The sequence below is a fragment of the Rouxiella chamberiensis genome (genome assembly GCF_026967475.1).
In the GTDB taxonomy this organism is placed as follows: domain Bacteria; phylum Pseudomonadota; class Gammaproteobacteria; order Enterobacterales; family Enterobacteriaceae; genus Rouxiella; species Rouxiella chamberiensis.
The window spans coordinates 4,567,753-4,584,938 of sequence record NZ_CP114058.1; the positions used below are offsets into that span (position 1 = coordinate 4,567,753).

7 protein-coding genes, 2 tRNA genes and 3 pseudogenes are annotated in these 17,186 nt (G+C 54.3%); 9 read left to right on the top strand and 3 right to left on the bottom strand.

Annotated elements, in window-relative coordinates:
* Nucleotides 1–73 precede the first annotated feature (73 nt).
* The 8 genes and pseudogenes from O1V66_RS21365 (at nucleotide 74) to recD (ending at nucleotide 14,000) form a co-directional block, all read left to right on the top strand.
* The gene (locus tag O1V66_RS21365; protein WP_072045122.1) at nucleotides 74–565 is read left to right on the top strand and encodes a prepilin peptidase-dependent protein; all 492 of its coding nucleotides are present in this window, start codon (nucleotides 74–76) and stop codon (nucleotides 563–565) included.
* Nucleotides 559–1,128 (top strand): prepilin peptidase-dependent protein, encoded by a 570-nt coding sequence (locus O1V66_RS21370; RefSeq protein ID WP_045049488.1) that lies wholly within the window; start codon nucleotides 559–561, stop codon nucleotides 1,126–1,128. The genes O1V66_RS21365 and O1V66_RS21370 overlap by 7 nt, the downstream gene beginning before the upstream one ends.
* Nucleotides 1,125–1,631 carry a YgdB family protein gene (locus O1V66_RS21375; RefSeq protein ID WP_045049487.1) on the top strand — a complete coding sequence of 169 codons (507 nt, stop codon included), beginning with the start codon at nucleotides 1,125–1,127 and terminating at the stop codon, nucleotides 1,629–1,631. The genes O1V66_RS21370 and O1V66_RS21375 overlap by 4 nt, the downstream gene beginning before the upstream one ends.
* Nucleotides 1,621–1,965 (top strand): prepilin-type N-terminal cleavage/methylation domain-containing protein, encoded by a 345-nt coding sequence (locus tag O1V66_RS21380; RefSeq protein ID WP_045049486.1) that lies wholly within the window; start codon nucleotides 1,621–1,623, stop codon nucleotides 1,963–1,965. The genes O1V66_RS21375 and O1V66_RS21380 overlap by 11 nt, the downstream gene beginning before the upstream one ends.
* Nucleotides 1,966–2,115: 150 nt before the next feature.
* Nucleotides 2,116–5,491 (top strand): annotated as a pseudogene (gene recC, locus O1V66_RS21385) (exodeoxyribonuclease V subunit gamma).
* A gap of 190 nt (nucleotides 5,492–5,681) precedes the next feature.
* Nucleotides 5,682–8,566 (top strand): annotated as a pseudogene (gene ptrA, locus O1V66_RS21390) (pitrilysin).
* Nucleotides 8,566–12,126, top strand: coding sequence for an exodeoxyribonuclease V subunit beta (recB, locus tag O1V66_RS21395; protein WP_045049483.1), 3,561 nt, complete (start codon nucleotides 8,566–8,568; stop codon nucleotides 12,124–12,126). Before ptrA ends, recB begins: the two are co-directional and overlap by 1 nt.
* On the top strand, nucleotides 12,123–14,000 hold the full coding sequence (recD, locus tag O1V66_RS21400) for an exodeoxyribonuclease V subunit alpha (RefSeq protein WP_045049482.1): 1,878 nt from the start codon (nucleotides 12,123–12,125) through the stop codon (nucleotides 13,998–14,000). The genes recB and recD overlap by 4 nt, the downstream gene beginning before the upstream one ends.
* Nucleotides 14,001–14,059: 59 nt before the next feature.
* Here recD and argA read toward each other — a convergent pair.
* Nucleotides 14,060–15,386, bottom strand: a pseudogene (argA, locus tag O1V66_RS21405) (amino-acid N-acetyltransferase).
* A 224-nt stretch (nucleotides 15,387–15,610) separates the two neighbouring features.
* Between argA and amiC the strand changes: the two are divergent.
* On the top strand, nucleotides 15,611–16,861 hold the full coding sequence (gene amiC, locus O1V66_RS21410; RefSeq protein WP_045049480.1) for an N-acetylmuramoyl-L-alanine amidase AmiC: 1,251 nt from the start codon (nucleotides 15,611–15,613) through the stop codon (nucleotides 16,859–16,861).
* Between the two features lie 78 nt (nucleotides 16,862–16,939).
* Here the strand turns inward: amiC and O1V66_RS21415 are convergent.
* Together O1V66_RS21415 and O1V66_RS21420 are read right to left on the bottom strand one after the other, a co-directional pair.
* Nucleotides 16,940–17,016: transfer RNA gene (locus tag O1V66_RS21415), tRNA-Met, on the bottom strand.
* Between the two features lie 57 nt (nucleotides 17,017–17,073).
* Nucleotides 17,074–17,150, bottom strand: a tRNA-Met gene (locus tag O1V66_RS21420).
* Nucleotides 17,151–17,186 lie beyond the last annotated feature (36 nt).

The following is a 17,186-nucleotide window of genomic DNA, read 5'->3' on the forward strand; positions in this document are numbered from 1 at the left end:
ATTTTTTGCGAGACATGCTGGCGACTTCTTTTATACCGCTGTTCAAGCGCCGCCAGTTCCTTACACTCACGGCATGAAAACGCACACTACATCAAGAGAGCGCGGAATGACGCTTATCGAAATCATGCTGGCGCTGGGGCTGATAGCCATGCTGAGTATCTGGTCGCTTCAGGGCTGGCGCGAGCACCAGCAAAAGTTGCAGCTCGAGCAGCAGATTCAGAGGCTTCGTATCTATCTGACCGGCTTGCAGGCACAGGCTTACAGACATAATCAGACTCGCTTACTGTGGATCATTGACGGACCGCAAGGATGTGTCGGCAGCGGAGAAAAACCGGCAACCTGTGAGATGGCAGACAACAGCGCATTCAGGCCTTCTCTGCCCGATATTTCTTTACGCGCCTTCTCTGAAAAAATAATGGGATTCTACGGGATTCGCAATATGGCGCAGGCAGGGCATATCATTGTCAGCAACAGTGCAGGTAGTGTTCGTGTGATCCTTTCTGCCAGAGGGAGGCTCAGGCTCTGCAGTGAACGCAGCGCGCTTTCGGGCATTCCATTATGTTGAATGAAAAAGGGTTTACGCTCCCCGAAGTCATGTTGGCCATGGGCATTGGCAGCATACTGATTCTCGGCGCGATGCAATTTTTCCCGCTGCTCCGCCAGCGTACGCAGCAGCTGAGTCAGCATTACCAGCTAGATCAATTGCTGCGGCAGACATCGCGCACGCTGCAAAAAGACTTCCGGCGCGCAGGATTCTGCGCAGGTGCCTGTGCCGGTAAGGCGTACACGATTGGCCAGGCCAGCGGTGAAGCAAAAGACTCGTGCATTATTGTGGCCTATGACCTTAACCGCAACGGGCGCTGGGAGCCGCCGGGCCATATCGACTCCGAATATTTTGGTTACCGCCTTCGAGACAGGATGCTGGAGAGTCAACGCGGAGTAGACCAGTGTAACGGCAGCGGCTGGGAGCGCATGCTTGATCCGGCCGAAGTCCAAATTAGTCATTTTGACGTGTCGGCAATCCATGCCGAGGCCAATGCTGCGCTGCTGGAGTTGAAACTGGAGGCAAACTGGAAGAAAAGCCCTGCGGTGAAAAGTCGACTGCATACGGTGGTGAAAATACAATGACTGTCATCGATAAACGCATCGTTAATCGGCAGCAGGGCAGCGCATTGATACTGACTGTCATGATGATAATGGCATTGGGCCTGCTGGGGCTAAATACGGTAAATCAGCACTTGAATGCGGCGTTGAGTTTAACGCGGAGCGAAAAGCAGTATCTGCAATCCTGGGAGCTGGCAGTCTCTTCGTTAAACTGGGGATTACAACGGCACTGGACAATACCCAACGAGAATCAATGGTTATGCGTTGGCCGGGTGAATAGCCGCAGCACGTCGGAAAAGTTCGAGCAGACTTCAGACCTTAAAAGTTGCCTCAAGAAAGCCGAAGTCGAAGGCCAATATCTTTTAAGAGGAGAGGGAAGAGTGCTGCCTGAAGCACCACCGGTTTTCTTGTATCAGCTTACGACTTTGGTAACGCCCGACGGCAGTGAAACACGTCTAAAACCTCAGTTGAACGGCTGGCTGGATTTCTGCCCACTCAAAGATGAGGTGAACTGCAATGAAAGCTAATCGATTTACGTGTCGAGAAGAGGGACTCAGTCTGCCTGAAACGCTGCTGGCCATGTTATTACTCTCGATATCTCTGTTGGGACTACTGAATTATTATCAGTCTTTAAGTGATGGTTTCAATCGACAATGGCAGGTTCGACAGGCGTGGAGTGAAGCACACGATCAACTTGAAAGTTTTGCAGTAACGGGTAAGGGCAAAGCCCTTGAGAAACGCGGTTGGCGGGCGCAGATAACAGAGAATGCCGTCACTGCCGACTGTCAGCGCATAACGGCGACTGTCGAAACCCCACTGCGCTATAAAAGCCAGTTGAGTCGCTGGATTTGCCCTCTTTAAAACGGTTTTCAGAGTAAAAACGATTATGTTTTCCTACTTTCTTTGCTTTGCAGCAACCGGTCGGTAAAGTAACCGTATTCCCGGTGAGTTGCTGTCGCAGGTTTCTGAGGATTCAATCAGTCGTTGCCCACGGGCCTCAAGGAAACAGATATGTTCACGGTGTACCATTCCAATCAGCTAGATTTGCTGAAAATTCTTACCACCAGCCTGATAGAGGGGCGTCCACTCGACAACCCCTTTCAGCAGGAAGTCATACTGGTTCAAAGCCCCGGAATGGCACAGTGGCTGCAAATGGAGCTGGCGCAAACTTTTGGTATAGCCGCCAATATCGAGTTTCCCTTACCGGCCACCTTTATCTGGGACATGTTCACCAAGGTGCTGCCCGGTATTCCCAAGGAAAGCGCATTCAGTAAAGATGCGATGACCTGGAAGCTGATGTGGTTACTGCCCGGTAAACTTGAACAGCCCGAATTCGCGCAGCTGCAAAGTTATCTGACAGACGATGGCGACAAACGGAAGATCCACCAGCTTGCGGCCCGTGTAGCGGACCTGGTTTCGACCAATATCTGGTGTATCGCCCCGAATGGCTGAAGGCCTGGGAAAAGGGCCGTCTGGTCGATGATGATCTTGATGCCTCTCAGCAGTGGCAGGCATTGCTCTGGCGAGCTTTGTGTGAATATACCGAAGAACTACAGCAGCCGGAATGGCATAGGGCCAACCTTTACGAGCGTTTTATCACTACGCTGAACCAGACCGACCAATGTCCGCCAGGCTTGCCGAAGCGAGTGTTTATCTGCGGGATTTCCGCGCTGCCGCCCGTTTATCTGCAAGCATTGCAGGCGCTCGGAAGACACATCGATATCCATCTGATGTTTACCAATCCTTGCCGATATTACTGGGGTGATATCCAGAATTATGCATTTCTGGCCCGTTTGCAGAGCCGTAAACGTCGACACTATCTTGAATCGAATGAAACATCACTTTTCCGCGATCCTGAACTGGCCGAGCAGCTTTTTAACGAAGAAGGCGAGCAAAACCTTAGCAATCCTCTACTGGCTTCATGGGGCAAGTTGGGGCGTGATCATATGTATCTGCTTTCACAGGTTGAAGATATTCAGGAAGTTCATGCCTTTGTTGATGTCGGCGAAGCCTCGCTGCTGCATGCCGTGCAACAGGACATGCTGGATCTCGAAGATCGCGCGGTCATTGGCATGACTCCCGAAACCCTGAACAGCAGCGAAAGCAAACGCGTTCTGCATGAGGATGACAAGTCGATCAGTGTGCATATTTGCCACAGCCCGCAGCGTGAAGTCGAAGTCCTGCACGATAACCTGCTGAGACTCATGGAGCAGGGCAGCGAGCTGACACCGCGCGACATCATCGTGATGGTGGCAGACATCGACAGCTATGCGCCCTATATTCAGGCCGTATTCGGCAATGCACCGCGAGACCGTTATTTGCCTTTTGCCATCTCCGACCGCAAGGCCAGTCAGTCGCATCCTGCGTTACAGGCTTTTATCTCGCTGCTTGAACTGCCGCTAAGCCGTTTTACCTCCGAACAGGTACTGGCGCTGCTTGAAGTACCGGCATTGGCATCGCGATTCTCTATTGATGAAGACGGGTTAAGGTTACTGCGCCTCTGGGTAGGTGAATCCGGCATTCGCTGGGGGCTTGACGACGACAACGTGCGCGAGTTGGCTTTACCCGCGACGGGGCAGCACACCTGGCACTTTGGCCTGACCCGAATGCTGCTGGGGTATGCCATGGACAGTCGTGCAGGGGACTGGCAGGGCGTTTTACCTTATGATGAATCCACCGGTCTGGCGGCTGAACTGGCCGGGCATCTGGCTGAATTATTGATGCAGCTAAGCCAGTGGCGCATCCGCCTTGCGCAGCCGCGTTCACCTCATGACTGGCTGCCAGTCTGCAACGAACTGCTCACCACCTTCTTCTCGCCAGAGGGCGAAACGGAAGTCGCACTGGCACTTATTGAACAGCAGTGGCAAAAAGTTCTCAATCAGGGGGTTGCCGCGCGTTATCCAGAAGCGGTGCCGGTCTCAATTTTGCGCGACGAGCTGGCCTCAAGACTGGATCAGGAAAGAATCAGCCAGCGTTTTCTGGCCGGACCGATAAACTTTTGTACTCTGATGCCGATGCGTTCGATACCTTTTAAGGTTGTCTGTTTACTGGGCATGAATGATGGCGTTTATCCGCGCACGCTGCCGCCGCTGGGCTTTGATCTCATGGCTCGGCAGGTTAAGCGTGGTGACCGGAGTCGCCGAGACGATGACCGTTATCTGTTCCTCGAGGCGCTGCTTTCGGCGCAGGACAAACTTTATATCAGCTATATCGGGCGCTCCATTCAAGACAACAGCGAACGGTATCCGTCGGTGCTGGTCAGTGAGTTACTGGAATATCTCGGGCAGAGTTACTGTCTGGAGAAAGATCTGGCATTGAACGCAGACGAAAGCGAAAAAAATGTGCGTCAGCACCTTGAGCACTGGCACTCGCGAACGCCTTTCGATGCCAGTAATTTTGATATTCATCATCCTGTGCAGAGCTATGCCATGGAGTGGTTACCGGCGGCCGGTGGCTTGGGTTCGCCTGCCGCTGATTTTAATCAGCCGCTGGAGCCCATTGAAATATCAGACGTTTCATTAGATAACCTGCTGCGTTTTTATCGTCATCCTATTAAGGCCTTCTTCCAGATGCGCCTTAACGTAAGCTTTTCGATTGAACAAACCGAACTGCTGGATGAAGAGCCTTTTATTCTGGATAGCCTCAACCGATATCAGCTCAATACCCAGCTGCTCAATGCACTGATCGAAGAAGAAGATCCGGCCATTTTATACAGTCAGGTCAAGGCGTCGGGGGATTACCCTATGGTGCCTTTGGCGAGATTTTCTGGGCAAAGCAGTGTGAAGATATGGCCGAACTGGCCGCACAGGTGCGTGATGAACGTTCTGACAGCAGCAGTCTCGAGCTGAATATCTCACTCGCAGATTGCCAACTCAACGGTTGGCTGCATCAGGTTCAGAATGACGGGCTTGTGCGCTGGCGACCAGCCGATCTGCTGGCACGAGACGGATTATTGCTGTGGGTTGAACACGTGGCTTACTGTGCCGCCGGGGGCATGGGAGAAAGCCGTATGTTTGGTCGTAAAGGCACGGCTTTCCGGTATGCCCCGCTTGCGGCCGATGTGGCAGCCGAGCATTTACAGACTTTGATTGGCGGCTTCAAACAGGGCATGAATTCGCCATTGAAACTGTTAAACAAAAGCGGCTGGGCCTGGCTTGACGAATGTTTTGACAAGAAAAGCGGCACCCTGAATCGCGACCCCGAACGGGAAACCAAGGCAACAAACAAGCTGATACAGGCCTGGCAGGGTAACGACCGCGTACCCGGTGAGGGGCAGGATCCCTACGTACAGCGTGCCATGCGTCAACTGGATACCGAAAGCATTGAAGCCATCATCAGTGAGGCCGAGCGTTTTCTTTTGCCTGTCGCCATACATAATCTGGCATAGTAATCTTTATCAATGACCTTGAAGGGTTAATAAATCTCAACAAAGAATTGAGTCCTGCAGCAAATGAGCAAAGGTAAAAACTATCTGCTTCCTGAGGGGTCTGAGTCATTTAGCATGCTTTTGGTTAATAGGGCGGCCCTGGTCGATGCTTTAACCTGAGTTTTTAATTTTTCACCAAGGGAGACAGGTAATGTTGAAACAGCTTACCCGTGTAAGCGGGTTACTGTTGTTATTGACGTTTTGGGCCCCTGAAGTCTGGTCCGCGACAGACTGGCAACCCATCGCAGAAACAATACATAAAAGTCAGAACGATCCTCGTCAGTATCAGGCAGTTAAATTGTCCAATGGTATGACGGTGCTGCTCGTTTCAGACAATGATGCGACCAAATCCCTTGCGGCATTGGCCGTGTCGGTAGGCTCACTGCAAGATCCCGACGGGCAGTTGGGGCTGGCACATTTTACCGAACACATGCTGCTGATGGGGTCCAAGAAATATCCCAAACCTGAAAGCCTGTCCGAATTTCTGAAAATGCACGGCGGCAGCCATAATGGCAGCACTGCGTCTTACCGTACGGCTTTTTATCTTGAAGTCGAAAATGATGCGCTTAAAGAGGCGGTAGACAGGCTGGCCGATGCCGTGGGTGAACCGCTACTCGACCCCCACTATGCCGATAAAGAGCGTAATGCGGTCAATGCCGAGTTGACCATGGCGCGTTCCCGCGATGGCATGCGCATGGGGCAGGTAAGAGCCGAAACGCTGAATCCGGCACACCCCGGATCCCGCTATGCGGGCGGAAATCTTGACACGCTGCGCGACAAACCCGGCAATAATCTGCACGATGCGCTGGTGGATTTCTATCATCGCTACTATTCCGCCAATCTTATGGTAGGCGTTGTCTACAGCAACAAGCCGCTGCCCGAACTTGCACAAATAGCGGCGGATACCTTTGGCAAAATTACCAATCGCAACGCCACGGTGCCGCCGATTACCGTGCCGAGCGTTACGCCCGCGCAGCAGGGGATCATTATCCACTATGTGCCCGCCGAGCCGCGCAAACAGTTGCGGGTTGAATTTGCCATCGACAACAACAGCGCTGCCTTTAGAAGTAAAACCGATACCTACATCAGCTATCTGATAGGCAATCGCAGCACTAACACGTTGTCTGACTGGCTGCAAAAGCAGGGACTGGCCGATGGTATCAGCGCCGGTGCCGACCCCATGGTGCAACGAAATCAGGGGATTTTTGCCATTTCGGTTTCACTGACCGACAAAGGACTGGCCGAAAAGGATCGCGTGATCGCCGCCATTTTCAATTATGTGTCGCTGATTCGCTCGCAAGGTGTGAAAAAAGAGTACTTTGACGAAATCGCGCACGTCATGGCACTGGATTTTCGTTATCCGGCCGTCACACGCGATATGGATTATGTTGAATGGTTGGTGGATACCATGATGCGGGTCCCGGTAGATCACGTGCTCGACTCGCCGTATATTACAGACAGGTTCGACCCTCAGGCCATCGATAACCGGCTTGCTGCCCTGACGCCGCAAAATGCCCGTCTGTGGTTCATCAGCCCGTCCGAGCCGCATAACAAGACCGCCTATTTTGTCGATGCCCCTTATGAGGTCGATAAAGTGCCTGCGGCCGATTTTAGCCGGTGGCAGCAGCTTGAAACGCAGATTACGCTTTCGCTGCCGAAACTTAATCCCTACATACCTGAAAACCTCGAGCCGGTTAACAAGCCGGGGGGCAGACGCGACCTTCACTCATCGTCAATCAGAAAGGGCTGCGTGTGCTGTATATGCCGAGCCGCTATTTTACGGCCGAACCCAAGGCGGACGTGACGCTGGCCTTCCGCAGTCATAACGCGCTCGATAGCGCCAAAAAGCAGGTTTTATACGGGCTGAACGATTATCTGACTGGTGTCGCTTTCGACCAGCTAAGTTACCAGGCTTCCATCGGCGGCATCAGTTTTGCTACCACGCCAGACCACGGACTCGAATTCAATGCCAACGGCTTTACCGATCATCTACCTGATTTATTGAGCGAATTGGTAGAGGAGTATCCGAAAGTCGTTCCTACGCAAGAGCAACTGGAACAGGCGAAATCCTGGTATCTCGAACGTCTCGCCGCCGCAGACAAGGGCAAGGCCTTCGAGTTGGCACTGCAACCTGTACAGCTTATTTCGCGGTTGCCTTACAGCGAGCGCGAAGTACGTGAAGGGCTGGTGAAAGACATCACCTTGCAAGACGTGATTGCCTATCGCAAAAGCCTGCTCGATGACGGCGCGCTTGAAGTGCTGGTCAATGGCAATATGACTGCGCCGCAGGTCGAAAAAATGGTGGCGGACATTAAGGCGAAAGTGAAACCGCAGGGCAGTGTGTTCTGGCGCGGCAGCCGAATTCTGGTTAATCATCCGCAAAAGGTGAACATGCAGCGTGTCGGCACTTCAACAGACTCCGCACTGGCGGCGGTGTACGTGCCGACGGGGTTCGACGAAGTTCGCAGCATGGGATACAGCGCCTTGCTTGGGCAGATTATCCAGCCATGGTTTTACAGTCAGCTGCGAACGCAGGAGCAACTGGGTTATGCCGTATTTGCCTTCCCGATGCCGGTAGGTAAACAGTGGGGCATCGGTTTCCTGTTGCAAAGTAATAGCAAACAACCCAAATACCTATACGATCGTTATCTGGCATTTTACCCGCAGGCAGAAAAACGTCTGCGCGAGATGAAAGACAGCGAGTTCGCCCAGTATAAGCAGGGCCTGCTTAACGATATGCAGCAGCGTCCGCAGACGCTGAGTGAAGAAGCGGGGCGTTTTAGCGAAGATTTCAGTCGGGGTAACGATGATTTCAACACCCGAGATAAAGTGATCGCCGTGATTCAGGGGCTGACCCAGAAAAAACTGGCCGATTTCTTCCATCAGGCGGTTATCGCTCAAACCGGCTTTGCTATGCTGTCGCAGGTTTCAGGCAATGACAGCAAAACGCCGGAATATGCGGCTCCAACGGGTTGGAAAACCTACCCGACGACGTCCAGTTTACAAAAAACCTTTCCACATCAGGTTAATAAATAATGACAGAAATACTCCCGCACAAGCTTGATCCTCTCACACTGCCGCTGTATGGCGAGCGGTTGATTGAGGCTTCTGCGGGCACCGGAAAAACCTTTACGCTGGCGTTGCTCTATCTGCGTCTGTTGCTGGGTTTAGGGCGCGAAGCCGCCTTTCCGCGCAGGTTAACGGTTGAAGAAATTCTGGTGGTGACCTTTACCGAAGCCGCTACCGAAGAGCTGCGCGGGCGTATCCGCAGCAATATTCACGAGTTGCGACTCGCCTGCATTCGCGGCACCAGCGACAATACTATGCTCACGGCTTTAATGGCTGAGATCGTGGATTTATCAGAAGCCGCCTCGACGCTGCTGGCCGCCGAACGGCAGATGGACGAAGCTGCCATTTACACCATTCACGGCTTTTGCCAGCGAATGCTTATGCACAATGCCTTCGAGTCCGGAATTCTGTTCGAGCAAACGCTGATTCAGGATGAACTGCCGTTACGTCGTCAGGCCTGTGCCGACTTCTGGCGGCGATACTGTTATCCGTTGCCTCTGGATATTGCCCGCGCGGTCGCCGAAGAGTGGAGCGGCCCCGAAGAGTTGCTGGGTGTGTTGGCCTCCTACCTTCATGGCGAAGCGCCGCAGCTGCGTTTTCCGCCAGAAAGCGAAGAGACGCTGGAAAGCCGGCATCAGCGCATTATTTCTCGCATCGACGATATCAAGCAGCAGTGGCATGCCGCTGCGGCCGATATTGAAAAAGAGATGAATCATTCCGACGTCGACAGGCGCAGCTACAGCGCCCGTTATCTGCCCGTCTGGCTCGCCGCGGTAGGCGAGTGGGCGATGCAGAAAACCGAAAGTTATGCGCGCCCGAAAGAGCTTGAGCGGTTTCGTCAGTCAATTTTGCTGGAAAAAACAAAGAAGGGTCAGCCGCCGCAGCATGCCGTTTTCCGCGCTATCGACTCGCTGTATGAAGAGCCGCTTGGTATTCGTGATCTGGTCATTGCCCGGGCGCTTGATGAAATACGTCTGTCCGTGGCCGAGGGCAAGCGCCAGCGTGCCGAGCTGGGCTTCGATGACCTGCTGAGTCGTCTCGACAGCGCGCTGAGACAGCCCAACGGCGAGATTTTGGCGCAAACTATCCGTAAGCGTTATCCGTTGGCGATGATTGACGAATTCCAGGACACCGACCCGCAGCAATACCGTATTTTCCACAACCTGTACGGCAAGCAGCCCGAAAGTGGTTTACTGCTCATTGGCGACCCCAAGCAGGCGATTTATGCGTTCCGTGGTGCAGATATCTTCACCTATATGAAGGCGCGTGCCGAAGTGACGGCACATTACACAATGGACACCAACTGGCGTTCCGCCGTACCCATGGTCAATGGCGTCAATCAGCTGTTTTCACGGCTGGAAACGCCGTTTCTGTTCTCTCAGATTCCGTTTATCTCTGTTCAGCCTGCCCCCAAGAATGCCTCTCTCGGCTTTGAGCTGCACGGACATAAACAACCGGGCATACAGTGCTGGTTACAGCCCGGCGAAGGCGTGGGTTCTGCCGATTATCAGCAGTTTATGGCGCAGCACTGTGCAGGCCAGATTCGCGAGTGGCTCACCGCAGGCCAGCAACAGGAAGCCTGGCTGATTTCTGGCAAGCACCGCAGACCGGTTGAAGCATCAGACATTACCATCCTTATTCGCAGCCGTCGGGAAGCGGGCCTGATTCGTGATGCGCTGGCGACATTGAATATTCCTTCAGTCTATCTCTCGAACCGCGACAGCGTATTCGATACTCCCGAAGCAATGGATGTACTCTGGCTGTTGCAGGCCGTGCTGACGCCCGAGCATGAGAGAACCCTGCGCAGCGCAATGGCCACGGGCCTGATGGGACTTGATGCCCTCACGCTGGACGCGTTGACGCAAAATGAAGATAAATGGGACAAGCTGGTCGACGAATTTGACGGCTATCGTCAGCGCTGGATGCAGCGCGGTGTCTTGCCGATGCTCAAAAGCCTGATAACACATCGCCATATTGCCGAGGATTTACTGGCCAACCCGGGCGGCGAGCGGCGTCTTACCGATCTCCTGCATCTCGGCGAACTGCTGCAGGAAGCCGCCGCACAGCTGGAAAGCGAGCATGCGCTGGTCCGCTGGCTGGCGCAACAGGTGGCACAACCCGATACTCAGGCGCAAAGCCAGCAGCTGCGTCTTGAAAGCGACAGGCATCTGGTGCGCATCGTGACCATCCACAAATCCAAAGGGTTGGAATATCCTTTGGTGTGGCTGCCCTTTATCAGCAATTTCCGCGTGCAGAAGCACGGCCTTTATCACGATCGCCAGAGTTTTGCCGCGCTGCTCGATTTAAGTGAAGATGAACAAAGCATCCAGCTCGCCGAAGAAGAGCGTCTGGCTGAAGATCTGCGCTTGCTGTATGTCGCGCTTACGCGTTCGGTTTACCACTGTAGCCTTGGCGTCGCGCCACTGATTCAGGGAACGCGCAAAAAGCAGGGTGACACTGACCTGCATCTCGGCGCGCTCGGATATCTCATCCAGAACGGGCAGCCCGGAGACGCGAATTATCTGGCCGCCTGCCTCCAGGAACTGGTGGGCGACAATATTGCCGTCACGCAGATTGAACCTGCCGAGCAGGCTGTTTGGGAACCGCCAAAAGTGGAAGTTGCAACGCTTTCGGCGGCGCAGATAACCCGCACCCTTGCCGATTTCTGGCGGGTTACCAGTTATTCGGGTCTGCAACAGCACGGTTCTGCGCTGGCGCAAGACCTGCTGCCCAAGCTGGACGTCGATGCCGCAGGCGAGCAACCACAGGAAAGCGAACCGCAACTGTCGCCGCACAGCTTCCCGCGCGGTGCGGCGCCCGGAACTTTCCTGCACAGCCTGTTTGAAGAGCTGGACTTTACGCAGCCTGTCGACCCCGACTGGCTACAGGAAAAACTAGAGGCACAGGGTTATTCCAACGAATGGCTTGCGGTACTCGAGGGGTGGCTAAACACCGTGCTTACTACCGAGCTGGATGATTCCGGCCTGTCGCTCAGCATGCTTGACGGTTCGCAACAGCAATCCGAACTGCAGTTTTATCTGCCGATTGACGGCCTGCTGAAACCCGTAGATCTCGACGCGCTTATCCGCCAACACGATCCGCTGTCGGCAAGGTGTCCGCCGTTAAACTTCCAGCAGGTTCGCGGCATGCTCAAGGGCTTTATCGATCTGGTGTTTTGCTGGCACGGACGTTACTACCTGCTGGACTACAAATCCAACTGGCTTGGCGAAGACAGCAGTGCCTATACCCAGTCGGCGATGGAAGGCGCGATGGCGCAGCATCGCTATGACCTGCAATATCAGCTTTATACGTTGGCGCTGCACCGCTATCTCGGGCACCGGCTGGCAGGTTATGATTATGAACAGCATTTTGGTGGCGTGATTTACCTCTTTCTTCGCGGCGTGGATGCCGAGCATCCTGACAACGGGATTTTCCGCCACTGTCCCAACAAAGAATTTATTACCTCAATGGATGACCTGTTTAAAGGCGAAGCCGTCGTGCAGTTGGCACGGGAGAATACCGAATGAATGCCCTTTATGAGCAGGCGATAACATCAGGCGCTCTGCGCCCTCTGGACGTACAGTTTGCCCGTATGCTGGCGCAGGAAGACGCTGCGATGATGCTGGCCGTGGCCTGTCTGAGTGCCGAAGCGGGGCGCGGACACGTCTGTCTTCGCATCGACGAACTGCTGCCCGACCAGCTGTTTGAGGGGCGCTTCCCGGCACTGGCTCATGCAATGTGGCAGGCGGCAGGATCACCCGACGCACAGGGATGGCTCTCGCTGCTGCAGCAGCATCCCTCCGTGGGCGACGGCACTCAGGCAACGCCTCTGGTCTTGCAGCAACAGCGCCTATATTTACAGCGGATGTGGCAGGACGAAGGCCGCGTCGCGACCTTTTTCATCGATGACGGCCAGTCGCTGCACGTGAATCTTGCAGAACAGGGCGGCACGCTTGCAGTAGACGAACAGCGCCTGCGTGAAGTGCTGGATCAACTGTTCGGACCGGCCAGTTCCGACAGCATCGATTGGCAGAAAGTGGCCGCCGCCGTGGCCGTAACACGTCGTATTGCCATTATTTCCGGCGGGCCGGGCACCGGTAAAACAACGACCGTCGCCAAGCTGCTTGCGGCGCTGGTCAAGTTGCAGCCCGATCGCCTGCGCATTCAGCTGGCAGCGCCAACCGGCAAAGCGGCCGCGAGACTGACCGAATCGCTGGGGCAGGCGAGTCGTCAGCTCGACCTGACCGAAGCCCAGCGCGCGCAGTTTCCGGAGGAGGCCTCAACCTTGCACCGGTTGCTGGGCGCGCAGCCCAACAGTCAGAGAATGCGCTATCATCAGGGCAATCCGCTGCACCTCGACGTGCTGGTCGTCGATGAAGCCTCCATGGTTGATTTGCCGATGATGGCGCGCCTGATAGCGGCACTTCCCGCACAGGCACGTGTCATTTTCCTGGGCGATCGTGACCAGTTGGCCTCCGTGGAAGCGGGTGCGGTGCTGGGCGATATTTGCCGTTTTGCGGAGCAGGGTTACAGTCCTGCCCGCGCAGCACAGCTTATGCGCCTGACAGGCTGCGCCGCCGAAGGCGTGGAGCTGGCTCAACCTGCCAGCGTTCGCGATACCCTCTGCCTGCTGCGCAAGAGCTACCGCTTCGATGCCAGTTCAGGGATTGGCGTGCTGGCGGCTGCGGTGAATGCTGGCGACAGTCAGGCCGCGCGTCGCGTGCTTGCGCAATCACTGCCCGATGTCGGCAGTTTCCCGCTCAACGAAACGGAAGACTTCAAGACGCTGCTCGATGCCTGCGTCTCAAGTTATCGCCCTTATCTGCAAGCCGTGGCGGAGAAAGCCGATCCCGCCGAGATCCTGCGGGCGTTTGGTGAATTTCAGGTGCTGTGCGCACTGCGCGAAGGGCCATTCGGTCTTGCAGGATTAAACGAACGCATCGAGCAGATGTTGCAGCGCCACGGGTTAATTCGTCGTCCCACTGCGCTTGGTGGCCGCTGGTATGCCGGAAGGCCGGTGATGATAAGCCGCAACGACAGCGCGCTCGGGCTGTTTAACGGCGATATCGGGATTGCGCTACGAAGCGAATCCGGTGAGTTGAGGGTGTATTTCCAGTTGCCCGACGGACAGATAAAATCGGTGCAACCTAGCCGTTTGCCTATCCACGATACCGCCTACGCGATGACAGTGCACAAGTCCCAGGGTTCCGAATTCGACCACACCTTGCTGGTGTTGCCGAATCATTTCCTGCCGGTGCTGACCCGTGAACTAGTATATACCGCCATCACCCGCGCCAAACGACGGCTGTCGATGTACAGCAGCGAAAAAGTCCTGAGCATGGCTATCCGCACGCCTACACAGCGGCGCAGCGGTCTGGTCGAGCGGCTTACCGAAAGCTGATTTTTGGCGCATAAAAAAGGCGGCATCATGATGACACCGCCTTTTTTCACCTTGAGTGCTTACAGGTCAGCAATCAGAATTTTGGAACGTCGCTGGTAGTTGTACATTTCCTGCTTCTGTATCGGCAGAACATCAACGTCGGCCGGTTTAAAACCGCGTTCCTGGAACCAGTGAATGCTGCGGGTCGTCAGCACAAACAGCTTGGTAAGCCCCATTTGCCTGGCGTGGCTGGCGACACGCTTCAACAGCATTTCTCCGCGCGACGAGCTGCGGTAATCTGGATGCACCGCTACACAGGCCATTTCGCCAATCTTTTCGTCGAGGAACGGATAAAGTGCCGCGCAGGCGATAGTCAGGTTATCGCGCTCGATAATGGTGAATTTATCGATTTCCATCTCCAGTTGCTCGCGCGAGCGGCGCACCAGAATACCCTGTTGCTCCAGCGGGCGAATCAACTCGAGAATGCCGCCAATGTCATTAATGGTCGCCCGGCGCACTTGCTCGGCGCTTTCCATTACCACCTGCGTACCAATCCCGTCGCGGGAAAAGAGTTCCTGCACCAGCGCGCCATCTTCCTGATAACTTATCAGGTGGCTACGACGCACGCCGCTGCGGCAGGCTTTTACCGCACCACGCAGGAAACGCACGGTTTCGGACTGGTAATCGCCTTGCTCTTCAATCTTTTCAATCAGGTTTTGCGCATCGTTCGGGAACAGTTCGGAAACAATATTGCCTTCTTCATTGGTAACGCCCTGGTTCGGCACTGAAACCAATCATCTTTTCGGCTTTGAGCTTGATGGCAAGCTGCGTTGCGACCTCTTCCGAGACCAGATTAAAGCTTTCGCCTGTCACCGATACCGCAACCGGACCCAGCAGCACGATGGCATTGCTGTCCAGCTGGCGATGAATGGCCTCTTCGTCAATGCGGCGAATACGCCCGCTGTGACAATAGTCTACGCCGTCATCCACACCCAGCGGCTGGGCGATGATAAAGTTACCGCTCACGACATTGATATGCGCACCCTGCAACGGCGTATTGTTGAGGCTCATCGACAGGCGAGCGGTAATGTCGAGTTGCAGCAAACCGGCGGCCTGTTTTACCAGCTCCAAAGCCCTTGCATCGGTAACGCGGGTATTTTTATGATAAATCGGCTCATAGTCATGCTCGGACAAATTGCTGTCGATTTGTGGACGCGCGCCATAAACCACCACCAGGCGAATGCCGAGGCTGTGCAGCAAACCGATGTCATTGACTATGTTGGTGAAGTTTTCATGTTCGATGGCTTCACCACTGAGCATGATTACGAAAGTCTTGCCCCGGTGAGCATTAATGTAGGGAACTGAGTGGCGAAAACCTTGGACCAGTTCAGTGCTTCGTTCCTTCACGGCAAAACCTCTTTTGAATTTTTATTCGTAATTTCTGTATTTTTATTCTTTTGTTGCCTCGTGGCAAGTAAGAAATCTCTGTTTTTCAAATTCAATTATTTCCAATGAATCAAAAACTGAAAAAACCTGACAATCCAGTAAGTGACAGAGGTAATGGGATTCGTTAAAGTTCGTCCTATCGCTTTTTGTTACTTTTATTCATCTTTTGATATCTTTGAGACTCCATGCCTGACGAACAACATAATTCTCGACGTCGCCTTCTTTTGCAAAGCGCCGCCGCATCGTGGTTGTTGAGCGTCAGCGGCATTGGGCACGCCGCCGGTTCACATGTGGTTGCCGTGCGCGTCTGGCCTTCTTCAACCTACACCCGTATTACCCTCGAATCCAGCCAGCCTTTGAAATACAAGCAGTTTGCCTTACAGAATCCTCCCCGCGTGGTGGTGGATATCGAGGGTTTGCAGCTGAACTCGGTACTGAAGGGACTCGGCAACAAGATTCACCCGGGTGATCCTAATATCAAACAGGTTCGCGTCGGGCAGTTTTCTCCCACTACCGTGCGCATTGTGCTTGAACTCAGGCAGAACATCAGTCCGCACCTGTTTACGCTGCCGCCGGTGGCAGCGTTTCGGCATCGACTGGTTGTCGATCTCTATCCCGAAAAAACCGGATTGGGAGACAGGGACGACCAGCTGCTGGCGCTGCTTGAAGATTACAATCGCGGCGATGTGGCACGCACGCTGCCGCCCGAGAAAAAGAAAGATGGCAAGGCAGGGCGCGAGCGTCCGCTGGTGATTATGCTCGACCCCGGACACGGTGGAGAAGATCCCGGCGCTATCGGCAAACATAAAACTCGCGAAAAAGACGTGGTGCTGCAAATCGCCCGTCGACTGCATCGACTTATCCAGCTGCAACCCAATATGACGGCCTACATGACGCGCAATGAGGATATTTTCATTCCGTTAAAGGTTAGAGTTGCAAAGGCGCGAAAGCAGCGGGCGGATCTGTTTATCTCTATTCATGCCGATGCCTTTACCAGCCGCGCCGCCCGGGGTTCTTCCGTCTTTGCGCTCTCGACTAAGGGAGCGACCAGCACGGCGGCACGTTTTCTGGCCCAAACGCAAAATGAGTCGGACAACATCGGCGGCGTCAGCAAAAGCGGTGACCGCTACCTTGACCATACCTTGTTTGATTTGATGCAGACCGCGACCATCACTGATAGCCTGCGATTTGGCAAAGAGGTGCTGACACGAATGGGCAGAGTAAATCATCTACATAAACATAAGGTCGATCAGGCGGGTTTTGCGGTATTGAAAGCGCCGGATATTCCGTCGATTCTGGTTGAAACCGCCTTTATCAGTAATCTTGAAGAGGAGCGTAAACTGCGCACCAGCCATTTTCAGCAGCAGGTGGCCGAATCCATCCTCGCAGGGATAAAAGCTTATTTCAACGACGGCGGAATGTTGGCGAAAAGATAGGGCAGAGAATAGAGAACGGGCAGGAATGACAGGCAAAAAAAACACCCTGAAGGGTGCCTGTTTTTAGAATCTGTAGATTGGTTGCGGGGGCCGGATTTGAACCGACGACCTTCGGGTTATGAGCCCGACGAGCTACCAGGCTGCTCCACCCCGCGTCCGTCTACTGCATTCTTTACTGCTATTTTTTACTGCTTTTCGTGCAAACAGACAGTTGGTTGCGGGGGCCGGATTTGAACCGACGACCTTCGGGTTATGAGCCCGACGAGCTACCAGGCTGCTCCACCCCGCGTCCGTCTACTGCTGAACTACATTACACGATATACAC

What these genes read in the sequence shown, in the direction of transcription:
- O1V66_RS21365 (WP_072045122.1), top strand. Translation starts at nt 74, where the DNA reads ATGAAAACGCACACTACATCAAGAGAGCGCGGAATGACGCTTATCGAA.
- O1V66_RS21370 (WP_045049488.1), top strand. Translation starts at nt 559, where the DNA reads ATGTTGAATGAAAAAGGGTTTACGCTCCCCGAAGTCATGTTGGCCATG.
- O1V66_RS21375 (WP_045049487.1), top strand. Translation starts at nt 1,125, where the DNA reads ATGACTGTCATCGATAAACGCATCGTTAATCGGCAGCAGGGCAGCGCA.
- O1V66_RS21380 (WP_045049486.1), top strand. Translation starts at nt 1,621, where the DNA reads ATGAAAGCTAATCGATTTACGTGTCGAGAAGAGGGACTCAGTCTGCCT.
- recB (WP_045049483.1), top strand. Translation starts at nt 8,566, where the DNA reads ATGACAGAAATACTCCCGCACAAGCTTGATCCTCTCACACTGCCGCTG.
- recD (WP_045049482.1), top strand. Translation starts at nt 12,123, where the DNA reads ATGAATGCCCTTTATGAGCAGGCGATAACATCAGGCGCTCTGCGCCCT.
- amiC (WP_045049480.1), top strand. Translation starts at nt 15,611, where the DNA reads ATGCCTGACGAACAACATAATTCTCGACGTCGCCTTCTTTTGCAAAGC.